At 48.0% G+C, this 23,282-nt stretch carries 26 protein-coding genes; 5 read left to right on the top strand and 21 right to left on the bottom strand.

The window, feature by feature from the left end:
• Window positions 1-249: 249 nt before the first annotated feature.
• Together HMPREF2865_RS09115 and HMPREF2865_RS09110 are read left to right on the top strand one after the other, a co-directional pair.
• Window positions 250-1,044: a polyamine aminopropyltransferase gene (locus tag HMPREF2865_RS09115; protein WP_070646809.1), complete on the top strand. Its 795-nt coding sequence runs from the start codon at window positions 250-252 to the stop codon at window positions 1,042-1,044.
• 41 nt (window positions 1,045-1,085) lie between these two features.
• A complete protein-coding gene (locus tag HMPREF2865_RS09110; RefSeq protein WP_070646808.1) occupies window positions 1,086-1,724 on the top strand; it encodes an alpha/beta hydrolase in 639 nt (212 codons plus the stop codon).
• Between the two features lie 129 nt (window positions 1,725-1,853).
• Here HMPREF2865_RS09110 and HMPREF2865_RS09105 read toward each other — a convergent pair whose 3' ends face one another.
• Together HMPREF2865_RS09105 and folB are read right to left on the bottom strand one after the other, a co-directional pair.
• The gene (locus tag HMPREF2865_RS09105) at window positions 1,854-2,390 is read right to left on the bottom strand and encodes an NUDIX hydrolase (RefSeq protein WP_070646807.1); all 537 of its coding nucleotides are present in this window, start codon (window positions 2,388-2,390) and stop codon (window positions 1,854-1,856) included.
• Between the two features lie 73 nt (window positions 2,391-2,463).
• Window positions 2,464-2,814, bottom strand: a complete 351-nt coding sequence (gene folB / locus HMPREF2865_RS09100; protein WP_070646806.1) for a dihydroneopterin aldolase — start codon at window positions 2,812-2,814, stop codon at window positions 2,464-2,466.
• A 57-nt stretch (window positions 2,815-2,871) separates the two neighbouring features.
• On the opposite strand from folB, the gene plsY reads away from it, so the two are divergent.
• The gene (gene plsY / locus HMPREF2865_RS09095) at window positions 2,872-3,483 is read left to right on the top strand and encodes a glycerol-3-phosphate 1-O-acyltransferase PlsY (protein WP_070646805.1); all 612 of its coding nucleotides are present in this window, start codon (window positions 2,872-2,874) and stop codon (window positions 3,481-3,483) included.
• 87 nt (window positions 3,484-3,570) lie between these two features.
• Here the strand turns inward: plsY and greB are convergent, their stop codons facing one another.
• From greB to HMPREF2865_RS09035, 12 genes are all read right to left on the bottom strand, one after another.
• Window positions 3,571-4,062, bottom strand: coding sequence for a transcription elongation factor GreB (greB, locus tag HMPREF2865_RS09090; RefSeq protein ID WP_070584151.1), 492 nt, complete (start codon window positions 4,060-4,062; stop codon window positions 3,571-3,573).
• Between the two features lie 74 nt (window positions 4,063-4,136).
• Window positions 4,137-5,681, bottom strand: a complete 1,545-nt coding sequence (gene purF / locus HMPREF2865_RS09085; RefSeq protein WP_049322919.1) for an amidophosphoribosyltransferase — start codon at window positions 5,679-5,681, stop codon at window positions 4,137-4,139.
• A 153-nt stretch (window positions 5,682-5,834) separates the two neighbouring features.
• Window positions 5,835-6,338 carry a CvpA family protein gene (locus HMPREF2865_RS09080; protein WP_070646804.1) on the bottom strand — a complete coding sequence of 168 codons (504 nt, stop codon included), beginning with the start codon at window positions 6,336-6,338 and terminating at the stop codon, window positions 5,835-5,837.
• Complete coding sequence (ftsN, locus tag HMPREF2865_RS09075) at window positions 6,331-7,476, bottom strand: cell division protein FtsN (protein WP_070646803.1); 1,146 nt, start codon at window positions 7,474-7,476, stop codon at window positions 6,331-6,333. The genes HMPREF2865_RS09080 and ftsN overlap by 8 nt, the downstream gene beginning before the upstream one ends.
• 13 nt (window positions 7,477-7,489) lie before the next feature.
• Entirely contained in the window at window positions 7,490-8,773 is a 1,284-nt protein-coding gene (gene folC, locus HMPREF2865_RS09070; RefSeq protein ID WP_070646802.1) for a bifunctional tetrahydrofolate synthase/dihydrofolate synthase, read from the bottom strand.
• Between the two features lie 38 nt (window positions 8,774-8,811).
• Window positions 8,812-9,264, bottom strand: a complete 453-nt coding sequence (locus HMPREF2865_RS09065; protein ID WP_070646801.1) for a protein YgfX — start codon at window positions 9,262-9,264, stop codon at window positions 8,812-8,814.
• A gap of 4 nt (window positions 9,265-9,268) precedes the next feature.
• Window positions 9,269-9,628 (bottom strand): hypothetical protein, encoded by a 360-nt coding sequence (locus HMPREF2865_RS09060; protein WP_049322913.1) that lies wholly within the window; start codon window positions 9,626-9,628, stop codon window positions 9,269-9,271.
• Window positions 9,629-9,692: 64 nt separating this feature from the next.
• Window positions 9,693-10,421 carry an amino acid ABC transporter ATP-binding protein gene (locus HMPREF2865_RS09055; RefSeq protein ID WP_003747231.1) on the bottom strand — a complete coding sequence of 243 codons (729 nt, stop codon included), beginning with the start codon at window positions 10,419-10,421 and terminating at the stop codon, window positions 9,693-9,695.
• Complete coding sequence (locus HMPREF2865_RS09050) at window positions 10,421-10,744, bottom strand: hypothetical protein (RefSeq protein WP_070646800.1); 324 nt, start codon at window positions 10,742-10,744, stop codon at window positions 10,421-10,423. The genes HMPREF2865_RS09055 and HMPREF2865_RS09050 overlap by 1 nt, the downstream gene beginning before the upstream one ends.
• A gap of 7 nt (window positions 10,745-10,751) precedes the next feature.
• A complete protein-coding gene (rsmA, locus tag HMPREF2865_RS09045) occupies window positions 10,752-11,531 on the bottom strand; it encodes a 16S rRNA (adenine(1518)-N(6)/adenine(1519)-N(6))-dimethyltransferase RsmA (RefSeq protein ID WP_049329405.1) in 780 nt (259 codons plus the stop codon).
• An 88-nt stretch (window positions 11,532-11,619) separates the two neighbouring features.
• Entirely contained in the window at window positions 11,620-12,219 is a 600-nt protein-coding gene (locus HMPREF2865_RS09040) for a Maf family protein (protein WP_070646799.1), read from the bottom strand.
• Between the two features lie 14 nt (window positions 12,220-12,233).
• The gene (locus tag HMPREF2865_RS09035) at window positions 12,234-12,773 is read right to left on the bottom strand and encodes a gamma carbonic anhydrase family protein (protein WP_049322909.1); all 540 of its coding nucleotides are present in this window, start codon (window positions 12,771-12,773) and stop codon (window positions 12,234-12,236) included.
• Window positions 12,774-13,010: 237 nt separating this feature from the next.
• Between HMPREF2865_RS09035 and HMPREF2865_RS09030 the strand changes: the two genes are divergently transcribed.
• Window positions 13,011-13,889 carry a DMT family transporter gene (locus HMPREF2865_RS09030; protein WP_141752539.1) on the top strand — a complete coding sequence of 293 codons (879 nt, stop codon included), beginning with the start codon at window positions 13,011-13,013 and terminating at the stop codon, window positions 13,887-13,889.
• Between the two features lie 54 nt (window positions 13,890-13,943).
• Here HMPREF2865_RS09030 and lepB read toward each other — a convergent pair whose 3' ends face one another.
• From lepB to HMPREF2865_RS09015, 3 genes are all read right to left on the bottom strand, one after another.
• Complete coding sequence (lepB, locus tag HMPREF2865_RS09025) at window positions 13,944-14,963, bottom strand: signal peptidase I (protein WP_070646797.1); 1,020 nt, start codon at window positions 14,961-14,963, stop codon at window positions 13,944-13,946.
• The gene (gene lepA, locus HMPREF2865_RS09020) at window positions 14,963-16,756 is read right to left on the bottom strand and encodes a translation elongation factor 4 (RefSeq protein ID WP_070646796.1); all 1,794 of its coding nucleotides are present in this window, start codon (window positions 16,754-16,756) and stop codon (window positions 14,963-14,965) included. The genes lepB and lepA overlap by 1 nt, the downstream gene beginning before the upstream one ends.
• Before the next feature lie 132 nt (window positions 16,757-16,888).
• Window positions 16,889-17,590 (bottom strand): 5'-methylthioadenosine/adenosylhomocysteine nucleosidase, encoded by a 702-nt coding sequence (locus HMPREF2865_RS09015; RefSeq protein WP_070646795.1) that lies wholly within the window; start codon window positions 17,588-17,590, stop codon window positions 16,889-16,891.
• Window positions 17,591-17,793: 203 nt separating this feature from the next.
• Between HMPREF2865_RS09015 and HMPREF2865_RS09010 the strand changes: the two genes are divergently transcribed.
• Window positions 17,794-18,924, top strand: a complete 1,131-nt coding sequence (locus HMPREF2865_RS09010; protein ID WP_070646794.1) for a PilT/PilU family type 4a pilus ATPase — start codon at window positions 17,794-17,796, stop codon at window positions 18,922-18,924.
• Window positions 18,925-18,998: 74 nt separating this feature from the next.
• Here HMPREF2865_RS09010 and HMPREF2865_RS09005 read toward each other — a convergent pair whose 3' ends face one another.
• The 4 genes from HMPREF2865_RS09005 to mutM all read right to left on the bottom strand — a co-directional run bounded on the left by HMPREF2865_RS09005 (window position 18,999) and on the right by mutM (window position 23,261).
• Window positions 18,999-20,405: a dihydrolipoyl dehydrogenase gene (locus HMPREF2865_RS09005; protein ID WP_070646793.1), complete on the bottom strand. Its 1,407-nt coding sequence runs from the start codon at window positions 20,403-20,405 to the stop codon at window positions 18,999-19,001.
• A 252-nt stretch (window positions 20,406-20,657) separates the two neighbouring features.
• Window positions 20,658-21,395 carry a redoxin family protein gene (locus HMPREF2865_RS09000; RefSeq protein ID WP_003685261.1) on the bottom strand — a complete coding sequence of 246 codons (738 nt, stop codon included), beginning with the start codon at window positions 21,393-21,395 and terminating at the stop codon, window positions 20,658-20,660.
• Window positions 21,396-21,583: 188 nt separating this feature from the next.
• Window positions 21,584-22,369, bottom strand: coding sequence for a 1-acylglycerol-3-phosphate O-acyltransferase (locus HMPREF2865_RS08995; RefSeq protein ID WP_070646792.1), 786 nt, complete (start codon window positions 22,367-22,369; stop codon window positions 21,584-21,586).
• A gap of 64 nt (window positions 22,370-22,433) precedes the next feature.
• Window positions 22,434-23,261, bottom strand: coding sequence for a DNA-formamidopyrimidine glycosylase (gene mutM / locus HMPREF2865_RS08990; protein ID WP_070584227.1), 828 nt, complete (start codon window positions 23,259-23,261; stop codon window positions 22,434-22,436).
• Between the last annotated feature and the right edge of the window lie 21 nt (window positions 23,262-23,282).

Raw genomic sequence — 23,282 nt, 5'->3', positions numbered from 1 at the left:
AAGTCAGGTGCTCTACCAACTGAGCTATACCGGCAAGGAAGTCGGCATTATGCCGATAAGTTCCCATCTTGGCAAGCATTTTAAAACAAAGTTACTCACGAAATTATAAAAACCAATGATTTTAAAGAAAATTAAATACACGCCTTATCTTTCCATCCAACACGCAAAAAGGCCGTCTGAAAACCGCCCCAGCGCAAAACATCATTGTTTCTGTTAAAATAACGCCTTTTATATCTTTCGTCTGCACCCATGCCACCCCGCCATCCTTACCGCCGCCTGCGCCCAGCCAAATCTCATCTGCCCGAAGTCGGCATTTCCGAAGAAGGCAATATCCGTTCCCTGCACTTGGGCAGCGACACGATTCAAAGCTCCATGAATGTCGATCATCCGTCAGAGCTGGTGTTGTCGTACAGCCGCTCCATGATGGGTTGGCTGCTGTTTGCAGAAACCCCGCCCAAACACATCACCCAAATCGGCTTGGGTGGCGGCTCGTTTGCCCGTTGGATAGACAGCTATCTGCCCCATACCAAGCAAACCGCCATTGACATCAATCCGCAAGTCATCGCCGTAGCGCGCAGCCTGTTTGAATTGCCGCACGAAGGCGAAAATTTTGAAATTATCGAGGCAGATGGCGCGGAATATATTAAAGTGTTCCGCCACAATACCGATGTGATTTTGGTAGATGGTTTTGACGGCGAACAGATTATCGATGATTTGGTAGAAGAACCATTCTTCCAAGACTGCCGCAATGCCCTCTCCCCCGACGGCGTATTTGTCACCAACTGGTGGAGTGGCGACCAGCGTTATCAACGCTTTGTCGAACGCCTGCTCAACGTCTTTGACGGCCGCGTGCTCGAGCTGCCTGCTGAGAGCCACGGCAACGTAGCGGTCATGGCATTCCAAAGTAGCCCTAAAGAACAAAATCTCGACAACCTGAAAAAACGCGCCGAAAAATTAAGCGAAAAATACGGCTTGGACTTCAAACGGATGCTTGCTGATTTGAAAGCCAACAATCAAAACAACGGCAAGAATTTTTATCTATAAACCGCTTCAGGCCGTCTGAAAAAACAAACAAGGACACACCCATGCTCAAACCCGACATCATTCAAATCCCCGGCCCGGCCGGTTTGCTGGAAACCATCTACCTGCCAAGCACACAAGAATCCGCCCGCGGCGTCGCCATCATCAACCATCCCAATCCCCTGCAAGGCGGCACCAACACCAACAAAGTCATCCAAACCGCCGCCAAAGCCCTCAGCCAACTTGGCTTCCATTGCTACCTGCCCAATTTGCGCGGCGTAGGCAATAGCGAAGGTGAACACGACTACGGTCGCGGCGAAACGCAAGACTGTATTGCCGTTATCGACTACGCCCGCGCGCAACATCCTGACGCGCCGCAATTCGCCCTGGCAGGTTTCTCATTCGGCGGCTACGTTTCCACCTTTGCCGCCCAAGAACGCACGCCTGATTTGCTGTTGCTGATGGGTGCCGCCGTCCATCACTACACCGACCGCCCGGAACCATCCAACGTTCCCGATGTCGCCAAAACATTGATGATTCATGGCGCGGAAGACGAAGTCGTTGAAATCAACAAAGCCCTGACATGGGCAGAACCACAAGGCCTACCTGTTATCACCATTGCCGGTTCGTCCCACTTCTTCCACGGCAAACTCATCGTTTTGCGCGATACGATTACACGATTTGCACCGGCTTTATTAGGCTAAAATCCGGCTACGAAATAAAACAAGGCCGTCTGAAAGCTTTTTCAGACGGCCTTGTTTGTATGAAACCTTATCATCTAAATATCAGGCTCAAGTATTCAAAAATCCATCAAGGATTGTCTGCTTAACATATCAATTCTGAGTCAACCAATACTGCAAACCAATCAAAGTCTTACCATCTTTGATTTCATCGTTTGCCAATGCATTGCGCACCTCTTCCTTGCTCATCAGGACGGTTTCTGTAATTTCATCCTCATCGTTGCTCAATTCGCTACCCAAACGCACACCTTGCGCTTGGTAGAGATACATTTTTTCATCACAAAAACCGACTGCGGTATAAAAGGAGTACAACAGTTTGACGCTGTCGGCGACATATGGCGTTTCTTCCGCCAACTCACGCAAAGCGCATTCGGCAGGATCTTCATCCGCCACATCCAATTTACCCGCCGGCAATTCCAACGTCGCCTGATCGGCGGCATAACGCCATTGTCTCACCAAAACAACTTTACCATCTTCCGTTTCCGCCAACACACACGCAGCACCCGGATGACGGATCACAACCCGTTGGCTTTCGTTGCCGTTGGGCAGGCGCACCCGATCGCGGCTGATGGTAACAAAAGAACCTTCGTAGATTGGCTCACTGCTTAATTTAGTTTCTTTCAAATCCATTTTTTACCTCATTTCCAAATTATTAAATATTAAAGGCCGTCTGAAATCCTTTTTCAGACGGCATAGATAAGCCCTATTCCCGAGTGCGTTCAATTTCAATACCAACCTGCGCCACATCAGGCAAGATACCGGGTTTCACAATACGGACGCGCACTTTGGCCGCACCAAAATCATTTAAAATCAATTGGGCGATATGTTCCGCCAAAGTTTCCAGCAGTAAAAAATCCTGTTCGGCAAGGCTGAGGCGTACGACTTCGCATACTTCGCCATAATGGATGGTGTCGCCGATATCGTCGCTCGTGCCGGTACGCTCGGGAACACTGATTTCCAAATCCAAAATCAAAGTCTGTTTACGCTCGCGTTCCCAATCATATACGCCGATTAAAGTATCGGCCTTCATGCCGTACAAAAAGATTTTATCCATTTGCCTGTCCGTTTTTTTGATAGAATAACCGTTCCCATTTTAAGTAAAGCACCCAAAATGTTCAATGTACTCGCCATTATTGCCGCCTATCTTATCGGCTCCCTGTCTTTTGCCGTCATCGTATCAAAATATTACGGCATGGACGATCCGCGCACTTACGGCTCCGGCAACCCCGGTGCCACCAACGTCTTGCGCAGCGGTAAGAAAAAAGCGGCCGCACTGACCCTGCTCGGCGATGCAGTAAAAGGCTTGATTGCCGTCATCTTGGCACGCTGTCTGCAAGATGCTTTAAATTTGTCAGATGCAACGATAGCCCTGATTGCCATCGCCGCATTGGTCGGTCATATGTGGCCAATATTTTTCAATTTTAAAGGCGGCAAAGGCGTAGCCACCGCATTAGGCGTCTTACTTGCCCTCTCCCCCGCAACCGCCCTACTCTGCACATTGGTTTGGCTAGTCATGGCATTCGGTTTCAAAGTATCCTCACTCGCCGCACTGGTTGCCACCATCTGCGCACCCATCTTCGCCTTCTTCATGATGCCACACGCCTCTTGGGCATGGGCAACTGTATTCATTGCCGCATTGGTGTTGTACCGCCATAAAAGCAATATTCAAAATCTGATTCAAGGCAAAGAAAGCAAAATCGGAGATAAAGCCGGAAAATCTTAAAAACGTAGATACAATCAATAAAAGGCCGTCTGAAAGTATATTTTTCAGACGGCCTTTTATAGCTTCACTTGCTTTATTCACGCATAATCAGTCAATCTTAATATATTCCACCGACAGAATCTCTATAACCTCACGCCCTTCCGGTGTATCCAAGACAACTTCATCACCTTCGCGTGCTTTAATCAGGCTGCGTGCCAAAGGCGAAATCCATGAGATTTTGTTTTTAGCAGTATCGATTTCATCTACGCCGACGATTTTGACGGTTTGTTCACGACCGTCTCCGCGCAATAAGCCAACGGTGGCGCCGAAAAAAACCTGGTCCGTGGCTTCGCGCGCTTCAGGGTCGACGACAACGGCTGCTTCCAAGCGTTTGGTTAAGAAGCGGATACGGCGGTCGATTTCGCGCATACGGCGTTTACCGTAAAGATAGTCGCCATTTTCGCTGCGGTCGCCATTGCTTGCCGCCCAGTTAACGATTTGGACGATTTCCGGGCGTTCTTTGTTGACCAGATGATACAGTTCGTCTTTCAATGCCTGCCAACCGGTAGGTGTGATGTAATTTTTGGTTTCGGTACTCATGATGTGTCTAAAACATAATTAAAGGCCGTCTGAACGTTAATTTTCAGACGGCCTTTATTGTAAGTCAATTTACTTTATTCTTCATCATCGCTATCGCTGATACTGATGCTGTGTTCCATTTTGCTTGGATGTACTTTTAAGCCGCCGCAACCTGATTTTTCGGCGGAGAGGCGGTTTAGGTATGCTTCGTCGATATCGCCGGTTTGATAAACACCGTTGAAGCATGAAGAATCAAAGGATTCGATTTTCGGATTGAGTGCTTTGACTACTGCTTCCAAGTCTTCTAAGTTTTGGAAGACGATACCGTCCGCGCCAATTTCGGCTGCGATTTCTGCCGCGCTGCGGCCGTTTGCAATCAGTTCTTCACGGGTCGGCATATCGATGCCGTACACATTCGGATAGCGTACTTCGGGAGCGGCAGAAGCAATGTAAACTTTGCGTGCGCCTGCAGCGCGTACCATTTCAACGATTTCACGGCTGGTCGTACCGCGCACGATGGAGTCATCCACCAATAAAACGCTTTTGCCGTTAAACTCGGTTTCCATCGGGCTGAGTTTTTGGCGTACTGATTTTTTACGCGTTGCCTGGCCGGGCATAATAAAGGTGCGGCCGATGTAGCGGTTTTTAATCAGACCTTCGCGGTAAGGTTTTTCGAGATGAACGGCAAGCTCCATCGCGCTGGGTCGGCTGGTATCGGGAATAGGCATAACAACATCGATATCGTCGACCGGCAGCTCGCGTTTGATTTTTTCTGCCAAAGATACGCCCATATCCATACGGGACTGATAAACGGAAACGCCATCGATGACAGAGTCCGGGCGGGCAAAATAAACATATTCGAAAAGGCAAGGGCTTAATTTGGCTTTATCGCTGCATTGACGGGAAATAATCGTACCGTCAAAACCAATAAATACGGCTTCGCCCGGATGGATATCGCGTTCCAAATCATAGGCAAGTGCATTGAAGGCAACGGATTCGGAGGCAACGGCATAAGATTTTTTACCGGATTCGTCAATTTGCGAACCCAAAACCAACGGACGGATACCGAAAGGATCCCGGAAAGCCAGCATGCCGTATCCTGCAATCATGGCTACTACGCCGTATGCGCCGCGCACCAAACGGTGCACTTCGGAAACAGCGTTGAAAATATTGTCGATGGTGAGTTGGTAAGGAACTGTATTTTTAGAGACTTCGCGGCGCAATTCATGCGCGAATACATTGAGTAATACTTCGGAATCAGAGCTGGTATTAACATGGCGCAGGTGTTTGTTGCATACATTCTCATACAGCTCTTCGGTATTGGTCAGATTACCATTATGTGCCAAAACAATGCCAAACGGAGAGCTGACATAGAAAGGCTGGGCCTCTGCGCTGCTGCCTGCATTGCCGGCAGTCGGATAGCGGACATGTGCGATGCCGGCATTACCTACTAAGTCGCGCATATTTCGGGTACGGAACACTTCACGCACCATGCCTTTGCCTTTGTGCATATGAAACGTGCTGCCCTCTGCAGTCACAATGCCTGCCGCATCCTGACCACGATGCTGCAGCATCTGCAGACCGTCATACAGCAGCTGATTGACCGGCTCATGACTGACCAAACCTAATACACCACACATATCGAGACTCTCCGAGTTTTAGGGTTAAATGGGTAAGGCGTCATTATAAAATAATTTAGAGGAGTTTGCCCAAATTGTTGACAATATAATGCTACCTTCAGACAAATAAAAAACGGTTTCAAACGACCTTCAGGCCGTCTGAAACCGTTAACATTAATCATCCGCTTCCTCATGCGTATCTTCTTTTCCCGGCAGATACGGCATTGCGGCATCGGCAAGTGATTCAAAATACGGAATCGTATGGGAACTTTGCCACTCTTCCGTCTTCGGTAAATCGGTATGCGAAAAAACCATCACAGCCAGTGTTACCAAAATCACACCTTTCACTGCACCGAATACGCCGCCAAACAAACGGTTGATGCTTCCCAGACCAACGGCAGACACCAAACTGCTTAACAGCGACCGTGCCAGTTTTTGCAACAGCCATGCCAGAAAAAACACAGCGGCAAAACCCATGGCAACCGCCAAAGCATGCGGCTCAACCGATTTAAAGACTACATCGGCAAACGGCACGGCAAGCGTTCTGGCAGCAATAAACGACACGACCCACGCCACCATCGCCCCTGCTTCAGCAATAATCCCCCGCGTCAGCGAGATAATGATGCAGATGACGATGACGGCGGCAGCCAACAAATCGGCGACAGGCAAATTACTCACTGGTTACCTGACCGGCAATACCATGTACACGCAATTTGTTCAAATCACGCTCGGCATCGCGTGCATTTTTATAACTGGCTGATTTCACGCGATACACCTTACCTTTATCGGTCATGACTTCAGTAATGGTCGAATCGATGCCTGCCGCTTTCATTTTACGTTGCAGGCTTTGCGCGCGTTCTTTTTCAGCATAACCTGCCTGAATAGCGGCTTTTTTCGCAGGCTTGGCTTCTGCTGTTTCTTTTTCGGCTTTAGGCTTGGCTTTTTCAGACGGCTTCTCGGCAGTTTTTACCTTATCGGCTTTTTCAGCTTTGGCTGTTTCCGGTTTAGCCTTTTCATTTTTTGGTTTTTCAACTTTGGCTTCTGCTTTCTTAGCAGGTTCGGCCTTGTCTTTTACGCTATCTTTACTGTTTTTGGCAGATTTACGCTCGGCAATGGCTTTCTCTGCCTTTTCCAATTGAGCCAATTTATTGCGCTCGGCAGCGGCTTCACGCTCTGCTTTTTCAGCACGCGCTTGAAGTGCGCGTTTTTTAGCGGCCAATGCGTTTTCTTTTTCATCCGCTTCCTGTTGGGCTTGTGCCTTGCGTGCCGCAGCACGTTGTTCTGCCTGACGTTGGCGGCGTTCTTCGGCTCGGCGTTCGGCAGCTTCGCGTTTGGCGGCCTCAGCGCGTTGAATACGCTCAGACTCTTCCAAACCTTTAATATTGCCATCATCCAAAGTATCGTTAATCAAAACCAACGGCTCGCCGACATCTTCGGGAGCGGATTCACGGCTCGGCTTCAGCACTTCGACCGGTGCATTGTCTTCTTCGTCGCCGGCATTTTGAGGTTTGCTTTGCGCTTCGGCATCCGCATGGCGGGCTGCCTCTTCAGCCATCGCGACATCCTCTTTATTCGGCTCTAGGACAACAGCCTTGCTGGGCTCATCCGCCGTTTTGACTTGAGTCTGACCGACAGGGGCTTCTTTAAACGGTGAATTTTTATCGTCGCCCGATGTCAGCGCCAGGCCGAACAGCATACCTGAAGCCACCACCAAGCCGGAGGCCAAAACCAAGCGGCGGCGGTTGCGGCGTTTGAGTTGTTCGTAACCGTCTAAATCGTATCCGTTTGGAGTTTCTTTTTGTTTATTGTCGGACATGATAATTTCCTCGTTAGTGTTCTTTCAAAACAGCCATTACATCGGCAACAGTATGGAATGAGCCGAAAACAACGATTCTATCATTTTCGGTTGCTTTCGCCAAAGCAGCGCGGTAGGCTGCGGCAACGGTTTCAAAAACATTTACATTGTCGATGCCGTGTTCTGCCAATTTGGCCTGCAAAGCCTCCACAGTCATGCCGCGCGGTACATCTAAAGGCGCAATATTCCACTCGTCAAACTGGTCTTTAACGATTTCCAGCACGCCGTCAATATCTTTGTCGGACAACATACTGAATACGGCGATCCGTTTTTGTGCAAAGGCAAGGTTAATCAGACTGCGGCGCAAAGCACGGGCTGCGTGCGGATTGTGGCCGACATCCAAAACCACCAGCGGACGGCCGGGCAAAACTTGGAAACGTCCAGGATTCTCAACCAACAGCAAACCGCGTTTAATCGCGCCGATGTCAACGGGCAGCTGATTGTTCAGACACTCTAAAACAGTCAGTGCGCACGCGGCATTGGACAACTGATACGCGCCGCGCAAAGCAGGAAACGGCAAAGAATTGCGGTTACGGCTTTGGCCGTCTGAAGATTGCGGATGGAAGCGGTAGTTCCACTGCACGCTTTCCATTGACGCAAAATCAAAATCTCGCTGAACCATCAACAGTTTTGCACCAATTTCTTCTGCGTGTTTGACCAATGATTCAGGCGCAGGGTTTTGACCGCACACGGCCGGTTTTCCGCTACGGAACACCCCGGCTTTTTCAAAACCGACCTGCTCGACGGTATCGCCCAAAAATGCCTGATGATCCAAATCCACGCTGGTAACGACCGAACAGTCGCCATCGAATACATTCACGGCATCCAATCGTCCGCCCAAACCGACTTCCAAAATCATGACGTCCACATTTTCACGCATGAAAATATCGACGGCGGCCAAAGCATTAAACTCAAAATACGTCAGCGAAATTTCACCGCGTGCCGCTTCTATGCGTTCAAATGAGGAAACAATCAGGTCGTCTGAAACCGGTTGAGTGTTGATGGCGATTCGTTCGTTGTAACGCAGAAGGTGCGGACTGGTCAGCGTACCGACTTTAAAACCGGCTTCTTTATAAATATGCGACAAATAAGCGCATACAGAGCCTTTGCCATTGGTACCCGCCACCACGACGACAGGACACTGCGGCACCAAATTCATGCGTTTTTTCACTTCTCCCACGCGCTCCAAACCCATATCGATCAGGCCGGAACTATGGGCAGTCTCCAAATGAGAAAGCCAGTCTTGTAATGTTTTCATTGTATTGATCGCTTAAAAAGGCCGTCTGAAACAGCCGTTTAATCCATATCTGCCGCAAGTTCTGCTTTGTCTTCTTTTTCCCGACACCAGCGCGCCCATACTTTCAGACGGCGGTAGGCATCGCGGTCGGCCATATCGGGCAAGATACAGTGTTTGACTATTTTTCCGTCAACTTTCCATTGCAAAAACAAAGCGTAAACCGTCAACATACTGCTGTCTTGCAAAACCGCGCTTCTCCCCTTTTCTTCGACATTCAAGTAAACCGTCGCACGGTATTGGCGGTCTATGATGATTTTTCTTACCGCATTTTGAGCGTAAAAATTAACGCTGCGCCAAGCATAGGCAAAACTGCCGGCCAACGTCGCCAAACCCAGCCACATCATCCAGCCGTAAAACTCTGCAAGGCATAAGGCCAACGCCGAAAGGTGTAAGAAGACAATCAGAATTTTCAAAGAACGCGAGGGCTTTAAGGCCGTCTGAAAACTTCGCACGGCTTTACATCATATTGTCGAAAACAGGCGTAATGTTCAATTCCGCCTCTTCCATATCCAAAACCATATCGTGGATTTCGGTATCGAAAAATTCCCAAAAAGCCTTCAGGCTCATGTCTTGCGGCCATTTGCTTTTATCGATGTCCCAGCCGGCCAATTCGGCTTCAAAAATCTGCTGGTAGCGTTCGTCAAAATAAGAAATGACGGATTCTGGCTCGTCAAATTGCGGCACCAGGAATACGGAGCAGTTGGTGCGCAATTGCTCGATGGTCAAATCGGGCATATTCTCATCGGAGGATTTCAACCATTCCAAAAAACGGGCGGTCGGTTTCAACACGACAGCAGTACGGTCAACAAAATACATAATGTTCAACTTTCAAAAATCATTCAAACCGATCATGCCGTCTGAAATTTCAGACGGCCTAAGTTTAATGTGTCATCACCTGTTGCAGGAATTGTTTGGCACGCTCGTGTTTCGGATTGGTAAAAAACTCTTCAGGCGTTTCATCTTCCAGAATCTGGCCTTTATCGACAAAAATCACACGGTCGGCGACTTCGCGCGCAAAACCCATTTCATGGGTTACGCACATCATGGTCATGCCGCTTTCCGCCAAGTCTTTCATCACTTTTAATACTTCGCCGACCATTTCAGGGTCAAGCGCAGAAGTCGGCTCGTCAAACAACATCACGCGCGGCTCCATCGCCAAACCGCGTGCAATCGCCACACGCTGCTGCTGACCGCCGGAAAGCTGGCCGGGCAGCGCGTCTTTTTTATGCGCCAAGCCGACGCGTTCCAAAAGCTCCATTGCTTTCTTTTCCGCCTCTTCACGGCTTTGGTTTTTCACTTTCATCGGAGAAAGAATAATGTTTTCCAAGACAGTCAAATGCGGATACAGATTGAACCCTTGGAACACAAAGCCCACTTCTTCGCGCACTTTGTTCAAATCGGTTTTCGGATCGGCAACATTGATGCCGTCCACCCAAATCTCGCCGCTTTCAATGCGCTCGAGTTGGTTTACCGTACGAATCAACGTCGATTTGCCACTGCCCGAAGGGCCGCATACAACGACCACTTCGCCTTGTTTGACTTCCAGATTCACGCCGTTGATAACGTGCAAATCTTTAAAATGTTTGTGTACATTTTTGAATTTAATCATTATTTCTTTCCAAACTGCCAAAATTTTCGGGGCTTAAGTTGCGCTTGCCGCTGCCAAAGCAAAGGAATAGCCGTTTCAAGCCCAAAGCGGCAACTGACTATGCCGCCTGAGATTTTGCCTTTATTGTACCGATTGACTTTAAATTGCTCTTCCCTATCGAGACGATGCCCGGTCAATACCCAAACTGCGCCGATAATTGCCGCTTCAAAACGGTGCCGCTCAGGCGGCATATCCTTACCTGCAAAATACTGCGCCAACTCGCGCCACAAATATGAATCACCCCGAAACCCCCATTGAATAGGAGGTTGTTTAAAAATTGCCATCACTGTTTCAGACGGCCTTTTGAACCAGATAATTGCTCAATTCCACATATTTCTCTGCGGCAATGTGTTCTGCCCTGTCCTGCGGATTGATGCCGACTGCCTGCAAATCATCATCGCCGGCAAGTTCCTTCAAATTATTGCGTATGGTTTTGCGGCGTTGATGGAAAGCCAGTTTCACCAGTTTGGCAAAATGTTCAAAATCTTCCGCTTTACCGATGCGGTGTTTCACCGGAATCATGCGCACGACGGCCGAATCCACTTTCGGCGCAGGATCAAAGGACTCGGGCGGTACTTCAATCAACATTTCCATATCGAAGAAATATTGCAGCATCACGCCCAGACGGCCATAGTCGTTGGTTTTCGGCTGCGCCACCATGCGTTCGACCACTTCTTTTTGCAGCATAAAGTGCATATCGATCACATCGTCCGCCACTTCGCTTAATCGGAACAAAAGTGGCGTGGAAATATTGTACGGCAGGTTGCCGACAATTTTTTTCTTGCCTTCAATGCTGTTGAAATCAAACTGCAATACATCGCCTTCGTGTATCACCAATTTATCTGCAAACGGCAAGGTTTTCAGACGGCGTACGATGTCGCGGTCGATTTCGCAAACATGCAGGCAGTTGAGTTTTTTCGCCAAAGGCTCGGTAATGGCGGCCAAGCCCGGGCCGATTTCAATCACGATATCATCGGGCTGCGGTCTGACTGCGTTGACAATATCGCTAATAATCCGCGTATCCTGCAAAAAATTCTGCCCGAAGCGTTTCCGGGCCTTATGTTCTTTCATATCTTTCTTCAAGCAAGCTGTTTAAGGCAGTATTGTAACTGAAACAGGCGTTTTTGTCGGCACGCTTTCAGACGGCATTTGCCTAATTTTAAGCAAACGGCGGCGCTTCCAAACCCAAAGATTTCAGTAGTTGCACGGTCTCATAAACCGGCAAACCCATCACGCCGGTAAAACTGCCCTGCAAATGCTCGACAAATACGCCGCCCAAGCCCTGAATCCCATACGCACCGGCTTTATCCATCGGCTCGCCGCTGGCAACATAGGCTGCAATCTCCTCAGCCGTCAACGTTTTAAAGCGCACTTCGCTCGTCTGCACCACATCATGGCGCACGCCTTGCCAATAAACACATACAGCCGTCAATACTTGATGCGTCCGTCCGGACAAGCGTTCCAGCATATCGACCGCATCCGCTTCGGATTCCGGTTTACCCAAAATAGCCGCACCATCCGCCACCGTCGTATCCGCCGTCAATACAGCAAACTCAGGCTCTTGATCATGAGCAGCAAACCATTGCGCCACCGCCGCCTGATTTTTCTCGCAGGCCATACGGCGCACATACTCCAGCGCGGCTTCGCCTTCTTTAGGGGTTTCATCAATATCCGCTGGGAGGCGGTGTACCGTGAAACCCAAATTTTCCAAAATCTCACGACGGCGCGGACTGCCCGAAGCCAGATAAATTGCGTTCATTGGATTGGTTTTCCTTATTTTGAAATTTTATGCTGTCCGGACAGGCGGACATAATGCGCAGAGGAATACGTCAAAAATGCCTTTTCCTCATCCGTCAGCGGACGCACTTGTCTCACAGGCGAGCCGACGTATAAAAAACCGCTTTCCAAACGCTTGCGCGGCGGCACCAAACTGCCCGCGCCTATCATCACATCATCTTCGACAACCGTATCGTCCAAAATAATCGAGCCCATGCCCACCAACACACGATTCCCAATTCGGCAGCCATGCAGCATGACCTTATGCCCAATCGTCACATCATCGCCGATAATCAGAGGCGAACCGTCAGGCTTTGCCGCATTCTTATGCGACACATGCAAAACGCTGCCGTCCTGCACATTACTGCGCTTGCCGATAGAAATGCTGTTCACATCGCCACGCAATACGGCATAAGGCCAAACGGATACATCTTCCGCCAGCGACACTTCGCCAATCACAACCGAAGTCTCATCTATAAAACAAGACTCATCAACCGACGGCACATAATCCAGAAACGCACGAATAGGGTTTGCCATTTCCAATATCCTTTTCTCAAAACCAAAACTGATCAGGCCGTCTGAAAACACGGCGTAAAACGATTTTATACTACAACAATACTAAATCAAGCCAGAAAATCATCAAAAGGCCGTCTGAAATAGTTTTCAGACGGCCTTTCATCATAAACCCTTTATCTTGGCTCACCACTATTTATCATTAGCGCCTCATCTATATTTTATGGAATAATTGTCTTCATTTGATTGATGGAGAAGCCGATGGAGACACGTTCGGGAAATTATGCAGCGCCCCTATTGGTCGTCGGCTGCGTCGTCTTCGGCTTGGGCAGTTTGATCGTCAAATTTGTCGATGTCGGCTCTTATGCCATCGCATTCTGGCGTTTGCTGATTGCCGCCCCTATATTTTTTCTGCTCGGACGTTTTTTCAGGCAAAAAATGCCCACAAAAAGAAAAACGGTTGGCTACGCACTCTTATCCGGCGTTTTCCTCGCATTCGACCTCGCCCTTTGGCACGAAAGCATTCACGCCGTAGGCCCCGGCATTTCCACCTTGCTCAACAGCCTGCAGATTTTCTTTTTAGCCGCCATCGGCTTCTTCTTTTATTCGGAACGCCTAAGTACCTTACAAATTTTAAGTTTGATATTGGCCACCATAGGCGTAGCCTTGATCGGCAGCCCGGAGTTCGTTCATAACGACAACGCCGCATGGGGATTTGTCAGCGGCGTAGTGTCCGGCGCCATGCTGGCCCTGTCTATGGTTTTCGTACGCAAAACCCATGAGCAGGAAAAAGTCGGTTTGTTTCCGCTGATGATGATTTTAAGCTTCGGCGGTGCAATAGCTTTGGTCATCCCATCGCTGCTATTCGATGCCGCCCATCTATATCCTAAGACTTTAAACGATGTGATTCTAGTCTCCATCTACGGCATCGTTATGCAATGCTTCGCTTGGGCATTGATTGCTTACGCCATCCCGCTTTTATCCTTGTCACTAACCGGCCTGCTACTACTCTCCGAACCAGTCGCCGCCATGTTGATCGATTATTTCTGGCTGGATAAACCGATTAACGCCGTCCAATGGAGTGGCGCTACTTTGACTTTATTGGCGATTTATTTGGGTTCGTTAAAAGACAAAAAATAGATACCAAAAAGGCCGTCTGAAATTTTTCAGACGGCCTTTCAATCTGTTTATTGCTTATTGGATGCTGGTACCGATACGGCTGAGTTCGCCAAAATTCATCCAAACAAAGAAGGCTTTACCGACGATCAGTTTGTCATCGACAAATCCCCAATAACGGGAATCGGCGCTGTTGTCGCGGTTGTCGCCCATCGCGAAATAACGGCCTTCAGGAACTTTACAGATAAAGCCATTACCGTCTTCTGCGTATTCGCAATTTTCCAAACCACTTGTTTCAAGCGAGTAATTGCTTTCAGGCATCACTTCGGAGGTATATTTGTTCAATACGGCAATGGATACGGAAGGCTGACCGGCTTCTTTGACCACATCAAAGTTTTTGCCGTTTAAGGCCGTCTGAAAACGCTCAAGCGTATGAATCATAGACGGATCGGTATCATCTGCGTATTGATAATTGCCATTTGGTTTTTCGGAAATAATTTCACCGTTAACAGTCAAAACCTTATCACGGTATTCCACAACGTCGCCCGGAATACCGACGATGCGTTTGATGTAATTCATCTCAGGCTGAAGTGGGTAATTGAACACCACGACATCGCCTCGGGCAATGTTGCCGACAGGGATAATGACCTTATTCAAAATCGGCAGGCGGATACCGTAAGAAAATTTGTTCACCAAGATAAAATCGCCTTTGACCAAGCCCGGACGCATGGAGCTGGACGGAATTTGAAACGGCTCGGCAATAAAGCTGCGCAACACAAAGATAACCAAGATGATGGGGAAAAAGCCGCCCATATAGTCGGTAAAATGCGCATTGTCTTCGCCGGTTTCGCTTTTTTTCAGACGGCCTTTATGGATTGCCCAAACAATACCGGTGAACACGACAAACACCAGCAATACGGCGGTAAAGCTCATAAACTCGGACAGAATGCCGAATACGCCGACCATGCACAAGAGATAACTCCATTGCAGGCCGGAACTCCATTCGCCGTTTTCCTGGCGCTCTTTGCTGCTTTTGAAGTTGAGGACCAAACCGGCCAGCAGTACAACGATTGCGCCTAAAGTCAGATTTATACTCATTATTTATCACTCACTTGCAGAATCGCCAAGAATGCGCTTTGCGGAATTTCCACATTGCCCACTTGTTTCATGCGGCGCTTACCTGCTTTTTGTTTTTCAAGAAGTTTTTTCTTACGCGTAATATCGCCGCCGTAACATTTCGCCAAAACGTTTTTACGCAGGGCCTTGACGTTCTCACGGGCGATAATCTGACTGCCGATAGCGGCCTGTACGGCAATATCAAACATCTGGCGCGGAATCAGTTCGCGCATTTTCGATGCCAGCTCGCGACCGCGGTGAACGGCGCTTTGACGGTGCACAATCAGGCTCAGGGCATCGACTTTTTCGCCGTTGACCATAATGTCGAGCTTAATCAAATCAGACGGTTGGAACTCTTTGAAATGGTAGTCCAACGAAGCATAACCGCGCGAAGTCGATTTAAGCTTGTCAAAGAAATCCATTACGACTTCGTTCATCGGCAAATCATAAGTCAGCATGACTTGGCGGCCCATGTATTGCATATTGACCTGAACGCCGCGCTTTTGGTTACACAAAGTCATGACGTTGCCGACATATTCCTGCGGCACAAGAATGGTCGCAGTGATAATCGGCTCAAGAATGGTTTCGATAGTGCTGATTTCAGGCAGTTTGGACGGATTTTCAACTTCAATTTTCTCGCCGTTTTTCAACACGACTTCATAAACCACTGTTGGCGCAGTGGTAATCAAGTCCATGTCGAACTCGCGCTCCAAACGTTCCTGCACGATTTCCAAGTGCAACAGGCCCAAGAAGCCGCAACGGAAACCGAAGCCCAATGCTTGGGAAACCTCAGGCTCAAATTTCAACGAAGCATCGTTAAGCTGCAATTTTTCCAAAGCGTCACGCAAGGCTTCGTAGTCGTGGCTTTCCACGGGATAAAGGCCTGCAAATACTTGGCTTTGTACTTCTTGGAAGCCGGGTAGCGGCTCAGAGGCGGGGTTGGCAACCAAAGTAACCGTATCGCCGACTTTCGCCTGACCCAATTCTTTCACACCGGTAATCAAAAAGCCTACTTCGCCGGCTTTGAGTTCTTGTTTTTGAACTGATTTTGGTGTGAATACGCCTAGCTGCTCAACCTGAGTTTCCGCCTTGGTGCTCATAAAGCGCACTTTGTCTTTCAGTTTGATGGTGCCGTTTTTCACACGAATCAACATGACCACGCCGACGTAGTTGTCAAACCATGAATCAACAATCACCGCTTGCAACGGTGCATTTTCATCGCCGGTCGGCGCAGGGATTTTGGCAATGATTTCTTCCAAAACATCTTCCACACCAATACCGCTTTTGGCAGAACATTGCACCGCACCAACGGCATCAATGCCGATGATGTCTTCAATTTCCTGCTCCACGCGCTCGGGTTCTGCGGCAGGCAAGTCAATTTTGTTCAAAACAGGCACAACTTCCACGCCCAAATCAATCGCGGTATAGCAGTTCGCCACGGTTTGCGCTTCCACGCCTTGGGAAGCATCGACCACCAAAAGTGCGCCTTCACAAGCCGACAGTGAACGAGATACTTCATAAGAGAAGTCGACGTGTCCCGGAGTATCAATCAGATTGAGCTGATACACCTGCCCATCGCGTGCTTTATAGTTGAGCGCGGCGGTTTGCGCTTTAATGGTAATGCCGCGCTCTTTTTCGATGTCCATGGAATCGAGCACCTGCGTACTCATTTCGCGCAAATCCAAGCCGCCGCAGTATTGGATGAAGCGGTCGGCAAGCGTCGATTTGCCGTGGTCGATGTGGGCAATAATGGAGAAATTCCGTATGTTTTTCATATTGTTATTAAGATAAATACAATTAAAGGCTGAAAGGCCGTCTGAAAAAACAGGGATTCGGTTTTCAGACGGCCTTAGAATAAGGTTGAATCGTTCCGTATTCTAACGGAAATTCAACGTTTCTGCATGATTTTATAGCAATTTGACAATCTCGGTAACCATCTTCGCCGAGCTGACGGCAGCCGTTTTCAAAAACTCTTCAAAGCTGATGTCCGCTTTCTCATCTGCCGAATCGGATACGGCGCGAATAATCACAAACGGCACTTCCAACTGGTGACAAGTCTGCGCAATCGCCGCAGCTTCCATTTCCACTGCTTTTACTTCAGGGAAATGGCTGCGGATTTCCGCAACACCTTCGCTGCTGTGCACAAAACGGTCGCCACTAACAATCAGACCTTGCGTTACGGCCGCACCTTCAAACACTTGCACCGCCTTTTCTGCTTGACGAATCAAGTTTGAATCCGATGTAAACACAGCAGGAAGTTGCGGTACTTGCCCCCAAACATAACCAAAAGCCGTTACGTCAACATCGTGATGCGCCACAGTTTCGCCGATGACCACATCGCCGACTTTCAGACCCTTACCCAAACCGCCTGCACTGCCGGTATTGATGACACAATCCGGTGCAAACTGATGAATGACCCAAGAAGTCGAAACCGCTGCATTGACTTTGCCGATACCGCTCAAAACCAATACCATGCGTTTTCCGGCCAACTCGCCTTCATATGCCGAGAATTTACCGAAAGACACATGCTTGACATTGGCCATGCTTTCACGCAAAAGCTCGATTTCCTGTTCCATTGCGCCGACCACGGCAATTGTTTGTACTGACATCTCGTTACCTTTCCATTCACTGATCGGGCAACATTATAACAGCAGAATTTAAAATCACAGGGATACTGAAAAATCTGCTATATTCCTAGAACGACACTCAATTTAAAACAGATAGCCACTCTAGCTGGCAAACAGCAAATAATGATTGCTTCTGTTATAATTATTCTCAATAAAATAACTCTATTCTAAATACCTAAATTCTTATGTTTGACGAAAATACTCCGGGCGCAAAAGAAGAATTGTTCGCTTGGCTACGCCATATGAACAAATACAAAGGCTCCGACCTTTTCATTACCACCAATTTCCCACCGGCCATGAAAGTGGACGGCAAAATCATGCGGCTGACCAATGAGCCGTTAAGCGCTGAAAAATGTATGGAAATCGCTTTTTCGATTATGTCTTCCAAACAAATCGAAGAATTTTCTTCCACCAACGAATGCAACTTCGCCATCAGCCTGCCCGATACCAGCCGCTTCCGTGTCAATGCCATGGTTCAACGCGGTGCAACTGCTTTGGTATTCCGCTCCATTAACAGCAATATCCCAAAATTTGAAACGCTCAATCTGCCTCCTATTCTGAAAGACATCGCCCTCAGAAAACGCGGTCTGGTTATTTTTGTCGGCGGTACAGGTTCGGGCAAGTCCACTTCCCTCGCCTCTCTTATCGACTATCGAAACGAAAACAGCTTCGACCACATTATCACCATCGAAGATCCAATTGAGTTTATCCACCAACACAAAAACTGCATCATCACTCAACGAGAAATCGGCGTAGATACCGAAAATTGGCCGATTGCATTGAAAAATACCCTGCGCCAAGCACCGGATGTCATTCTGATTGGCGAAATCCGCGACCGCGAGACCATGGACTACGCCATTTCCTTCGCGGAAACCGGCCATTTGTGTATGGCGACACTGCACGCCAACAGTACCAACCAAGCGCTCGACCGCATCATCAACTTCTTCCCCGAAGAGCGCCGTACCCAGTTGCTAACCGACTTATCGCTCAACCTGCAAGCCTTTATTTCACAACGACTGATTCCCCGTGAAAGCGGACGGGGTCGTGTGGCGGCGGTCGAAGTTTTGCTCAATTCACCAATTATTGCCGACTTGATTCAAAAAGGCGAAGTCCACAACATCAAAGAAATGATGAAAAAATCAACCGGCATGGGCATGATCACTTTTGACCAAGCCTTGTATGACTTGTATGAAAACGGCGATATCAGCTATCAAGACGCCATTAAAAATGCCGACTCCGCCCATGATTTGCGCTTAGACATTCAATTACGAAGCCGTCGTGCGCAAAATGCCGGTCCGGATTTAGAATTGATTTAACAGCTTCCAAGCATAAAAAAAGGCCGTCTGAAACCTCACTACGAGTTTCAGACGGCCTTTATTCCATCAAATAATCAAGCCTGTTTCAATTTTGCATCGGCATCACGCAATGCAGTACGCAGACCTTCCTCGATAACCGGATGGTAGAACGGCATATCCAGCATTTGCGGAATCGTCATCTTCATTTGATGCGCCCAAGCCATCAAGTGTGCCAAATGTTCGGCAGCAGGGCCGACAACTTCCGCACCAATGAAACGGCCGGTTGCTTTCTCAGCATACAAACGCATATGGCCTTTGTTTACCAGCATAACGCGGCTGCGGCCTTGGTTTCGGAAGGAAACTTCGCCGATGACAAACTCGTCAGGTTGATATTTCGCCGCAACTTGCGCGTATTTCAAGCCGATAGTGGCAATTTGCGGACTGGTAAATACCACACCGATTACGCTACGGCGCAAACCACCCTCAATATTCGGGAAAATAGCGGCATTGTGACCGGCAATTTTGCCTTGGTCGGAAGCTTCGTGCAACAAAGGCAATTGATTGGACGCATCGCCTGCGATAAAGATGTGCGGAATGCTGGTTTGCATGGTCAGCGGATCGGCAACAGGCACACCACGCGCATCTTTTTCGATATTCAGGTTTTCCAAACCGATATTGTCTACGTTCGGACGGCGACCGGCGGCAGCCAAAGCATATTCGGCATGGAATACACCTTTTTCGCCATCTTGTTCCCAATGAACTTCAACATTGCCTTCTGCATCCAATTTAACTTCGGTTTTGGCATCCAAATGCAAAGTCAATTCTTCGCCAAAAACGGTTTTGGCTTCTTCAGCGACAACAGGGTCTGAAATACCGCCAATCGCGCCTGCTACGCCAAAAATTTCAACTTTTACGCCCAAACGGTGCAAAGCCTGACCCAACTCTAAGCCGATTACGCCAGGACCAAACACGGCCACACTCTTAGGCAGGGTATCCCAAGAGAAAACATCATCGTTCACAATCAAGCGATCGCCTAAAACTTCCCACTGAGGGAAAATCACAGGGCGCGAACCGGTAGCAATCACAAAACTTTTTGCAGTGATTTGAGTGTGGTCATCGATTTGGACGGTGTGTTCGTCAACAAATTTTGCCGTACCCATAATACGCTTGTCGGCAGGCCACTCTTCTACATCGCTGACTACAAAACCGACAAAACGGTCGCGTTCGGACTTCACGCGGTGCATGACTTCTTCGCCGTTTACCGTTACGCTGTCTTTATCCAAATGCACGCCAAACGGATCGGTATGCAAAGCATGATGGCGCGCCTCCGCAGCCGCAATCAGCAATTTGGACGGCATACAGCCGACACGCGCACAAGTTGTTCCGAATACATTGTTTTCAATCAGGTAAACATTGTCTGTTTGAAGTCGGGCATTGCGAAATGCGCCCATACCGGCTGTACCGCCACCCAGTACTACCACATCTGCTTGAATCTTTTTCATATTTTATCCTTACTGTCTATATCCAAACCGATATTGCCATCAGGTTATCCGTTTTCAGACGGCCTAAACTTCATAAACTATCAAAATTTAAAAATCAATAGTTAATACCTAAATATCGATTTAAAACAATAATCTCAAATTCTACTTGTAAATATAGAGTTATTCAGAACGCCGATTTGCAAACGTCGTCTGAATAACTCTATATTTGGTCTTTCAGACGGCCTTTTCAAGCCGTCTTAAGCATACAGGCAATTAGTTTTTAGCCAAGTAAGCTTCCAAGTCTTCGCTACCGCCGATGTATTTACCGCCGATGAATACTTGAGGAGCAGTCATCTTGCCGGTAATAGCGCGAACGGAAGTAACAGTTGCATCTTTGCCCAATACGATTTCTTCGTAAGACAAGCCTTTGTCTTGCAGCGCTTTTTTAGCTTTAGCACAGAATTGGCAGCCAGGTTTGGTGAAGATGGCAACAGACTCTTGAGCTTTCCACTCAGGAGCAATAAATTTCAACATAGTGTCAGCGTCAGACACTTTGAAAGGATCGCCTGGTTCTTCAGGTTCGATAAACATTTTTTCAACCACGCCGTCGTTAACCAGCATGGAGTAACGCCAAGAGCGTTTGCCGAAGCCCAAGTCTTCTTTGCCAACCAACATGCCCATGCCTTCAGTGAATTCACCGTTGCCATCAGGGATCATGTAGATGTTGTCGGCTTCTTCTTCAGCAGCCCAAGCGTTCATTACGAAAGTGTCGTTTACAGATACGCAGTAGATTGCGTCAACACCGTTTTCTTTGAACGCACCAAACAATTCGTTGTAGCGTGGCAGGTGAGAAGAAGAGCAAGTTGGAGTAAATGCGCCAGGCAGAGAAAACACGACTACTTTTTTGCCTTTGAACAAATCATCAGTAGAAACATCTTTCCAAGTGTCGCCAACGCGAGTGCGGAATACTACGGAAGGTACTTTTTGACCGGTACGATCTTGCAAAGCCATTTTTAAGCTCCTTAAAAATTCGGGTTTGAGAAATGAATCAATGCTTGCATTCTAATGCAGGCCTATCGATTTGTATAATTTATAGTTCAAATAATATTAATTACATCAAACTATCAATTCAATTAAACCGAAAACAGCTATTCCTCTAAATGAAGGCTATCTGAAATAAAACAAGTGCCTGACTGAAATTATTTTTTAGGTAAGGGCTGAACGGGAGAATCCGAAGCCACAATTTCACCGATGGCTGTTTCCGCAATATCCTTCAAAGCATAGCGGTCTTTATCAGGCATATCTGTCGATTTGTACTGAGGCGAGAAATCCAAGCGGATACAGATTTTCTTCATAGAAACAATGCGCCATAAAGATTGAAGCAGGTTTACCTCCGCATAGGATGGCAGATCCGTCCGTTGTCCTTCGTCATCATAATATCGCAAAGTTACCGCCTGAATCGGCGCTTTCGCATCAATAGCCGATTGGAACAGGGCAGCTTTAAACGGCAAAATACCCAAGCCGGAAGAAGTACGCGCCTCAGGGAAGAAGCTGACATTCTGCCCTGCTTTCAATGCTGCACAAATCGCCTGATTAATCGGCTCGACATCACGGCGGGAATTGCGATTGATAAACACCGTGCCGGCATTTTTACCCATTTTCCCCAAAACCGGCCAACCGCTGATTTCCTGTTTCGCAATAAAACTGCTCGGATAAACGGCGCTCATGGCAAAAATATCCAACCAAGACACATGGTTGGCCACCACCAAAGTACCACTCACATTTCCTTGAGGCGGTACGCCGATTTCCAATTCGATATCCAAAGCATCCAACGCACCTTTTCCCAAAACAACCACAGCATGATTGCGTTCCTCTGCATTGTTGCCATCAATGGCACGCAAATCCCGGCCGGTTCTAAATAACCAAGCTGCCAAACGGCAAAGTCGGCTCAGACGTTTAAAAAAAGGAGCTTTTTGTTTAGACATAAAATTTCTTCTGTATTGTGTTCATTATGTTCAGACGGCCTCTGACATTTAAGGCCGTCTGAAACTATTTCTGGCAATTTGGACAATAAAATGTTCCACGCTGCCCCAAAGTTTCTTTAAAAATCAACCCGCCACATTGGACACAAGGCTCATTGTGGCGGCCATAGACCGTATATTCCTGCTGAAAGTAGCCGCTTTTTCCATCGCTATTAACGAAGTCTCGCAGTGTACTGCCGCCCGTTTCAATCGCCCTTTGCAGAACCGCTTTAACGGTTTCCACCAATAATGCGCATTCTTTCTTGGTCAGCTTATTCACCGGACGCAATGGCGAAATACCTGCCTTAAACAGACTTTCATTCGCATAAATATTACCGACACCAACCACCACTGCATTATCCATCAGCGCTAATTTGACTGCACGCTTTTGGGTTTTCAATTTCTGATACAGGTAATTTGCATCAAAATCATCCGAGAGCGGCTCCGGTCCCAACTTTTCCAACAGCGGATGATGCTCGGCAATACCCTCATACCACAATACCGCACCAAATTTACGCGGATCGTGATAACGCAATACGGTACCGTCATCAAATACAAAATCTAAATGATCATGTTTATCCGGCGTGGCGATGCGCTCATCATCGGCGGTAAAAATCCGCAAACTGCCGGACATACCCAAATGCATAAGTAAAATACCCGTTTCAAAAGTAACAATCAAATACTTCGCACGCCGGTTGCATGCCAAAACTTTGCGCCCGGCCAAAATTTGCGCCAAGTTCGGATGGATAGGCCATCTCAATTTAAACTGGCGAATAATGACTTTTTCTATCTTTTTGCCATCAATATGCGGCGCGATTCCGCGTAAAGTCGTTTCTACCTCAGGTAATTCAGGCATCATTATTCTCCAAATTCATCA

Origin of the sequence: Neisseria sp. HMSC073G10 (assembly GCF_001812605.1) — a bacterium.
Lineage (GTDB): Bacteria > Pseudomonadota > Gammaproteobacteria > Burkholderiales > Neisseriaceae > Neisseria > Neisseria subflava_A.
Note: the sequence above shows the minus strand (reverse complement) of the source record. Positions and strands in the feature narration are given on the sequence as shown.

Bases quoted from the DNA above. Each gene is read 5' to 3' on its own strand.
- folB (WP_070646806.1), bottom strand. From the start codon at position 2,814: ATGGATAAAATCTTTTTGTACGGCATGAAGGCCGATACTTTAATCGGC.
- greB (WP_070584151.1), bottom strand. From the start codon at position 4,062: ATGAGTACCGAAACCAAAAATTACATCACACCTACCGGTTGGCAGGCA.
- HMPREF2865_RS09030 (WP_141752539.1), top strand. From the start codon at position 13,011: ATGGAGACACGTTCGGGAAATTATGCAGCGCCCCTATTGGTCGTCGGC.
- folC (WP_070646802.1), bottom strand. From the start codon at position 8,773: ATGAAAACATTACAAGACTGGCTTTCTCATTTGGAGACTGCCCATAGT.
- HMPREF2865_RS08995 (WP_070646792.1), bottom strand. From the start codon at position 22,369: ATGTCTAAACAAAAAGCTCCTTTTTTTAAACGTCTGAGCCGACTTTGC.
- HMPREF2865_RS09060 (WP_049322913.1), bottom strand. From the start codon at position 9,628: ATGTATTTTGTTGACCGTACTGCTGTCGTGTTGAAACCGACCGCCCGT.
- lepA (WP_070646796.1), bottom strand. From the start codon at position 16,756: ATGAAAAACATACGGAATTTCTCCATTATTGCCCACATCGACCACGGC.
- plsY (WP_070646805.1), top strand. From the start codon at position 2,872: ATGTTCAATGTACTCGCCATTATTGCCGCCTATCTTATCGGCTCCCTG.
- HMPREF2865_RS09115 (WP_070646809.1), top strand. From the start codon at position 250: ATGCCACCCCGCCATCCTTACCGCCGCCTGCGCCCAGCCAAATCTCAT.
- HMPREF2865_RS09005 (WP_070646793.1), bottom strand. From the start codon at position 20,405: ATGAAAAAGATTCAAGCAGATGTGGTAGTACTGGGTGGCGGTACAGCC.
- HMPREF2865_RS09000 (WP_003685261.1), bottom strand. From the start codon at position 21,395: ATGGCTTTGCAAGATCGTACCGGTCAAAAAGTACCTTCCGTAGTATTC.
- mutM (WP_070584227.1), bottom strand. From the start codon at position 23,261: ATGCCTGAATTACCTGAGGTAGAAACGACTTTACGCGGAATCGCGCCG.
- ftsN (WP_070646803.1), bottom strand. From the start codon at position 7,476: ATGTCCGACAATAAACAAAAAGAAACTCCAAACGGATACGATTTAGAC.
- HMPREF2865_RS09010 (WP_070646794.1), top strand. From the start codon at position 17,794: ATGTTTGACGAAAATACTCCGGGCGCAAAAGAAGAATTGTTCGCTTGG.
- rsmA (WP_049329405.1), bottom strand. From the start codon at position 11,531: ATGAAAGAACATAAGGCCCGGAAACGCTTCGGGCAGAATTTTTTGCAG.
- HMPREF2865_RS09015 (WP_070646795.1), bottom strand. From the start codon at position 17,590: ATGTCAGTACAAACAATTGCCGTGGTCGGCGCAATGGAACAGGAAATC.
- HMPREF2865_RS09040 (WP_070646799.1), bottom strand. From the start codon at position 12,219: ATGAACGCAATTTATCTGGCTTCGGGCAGTCCGCGCCGTCGTGAGATT.
- HMPREF2865_RS09055 (WP_003747231.1), bottom strand. From the start codon at position 10,421: ATGATTAAATTCAAAAATGTACACAAACATTTTAAAGATTTGCACGTT.
- HMPREF2865_RS09110 (WP_070646808.1), top strand. From the start codon at position 1,086: ATGCTCAAACCCGACATCATTCAAATCCCCGGCCCGGCCGGTTTGCTG.
- lepB (WP_070646797.1), bottom strand. From the start codon at position 14,963: ATGAGTATAAATCTGACTTTAGGCGCAATCGTTGTACTGCTGGCCGGT.
- HMPREF2865_RS09105 (WP_070646807.1), bottom strand. From the start codon at position 2,390: ATGGATTTGAAAGAAACTAAATTAAGCAGTGAGCCAATCTACGAAGGT.
- HMPREF2865_RS09050 (WP_070646800.1), bottom strand. From the start codon at position 10,744: ATGGCAATTTTTAAACAACCTCCTATTCAATGGGGGTTTCGGGGTGAT.
- HMPREF2865_RS09035 (WP_049322909.1), bottom strand. From the start codon at position 12,773: ATGGCAAACCCTATTCGTGCGTTTCTGGATTATGTGCCGTCGGTTGAT.
- purF (WP_049322919.1), bottom strand. From the start codon at position 5,681: ATGTGTGGTGTATTAGGTTTGGTCAGTCATGAGCCGGTCAATCAGCTG.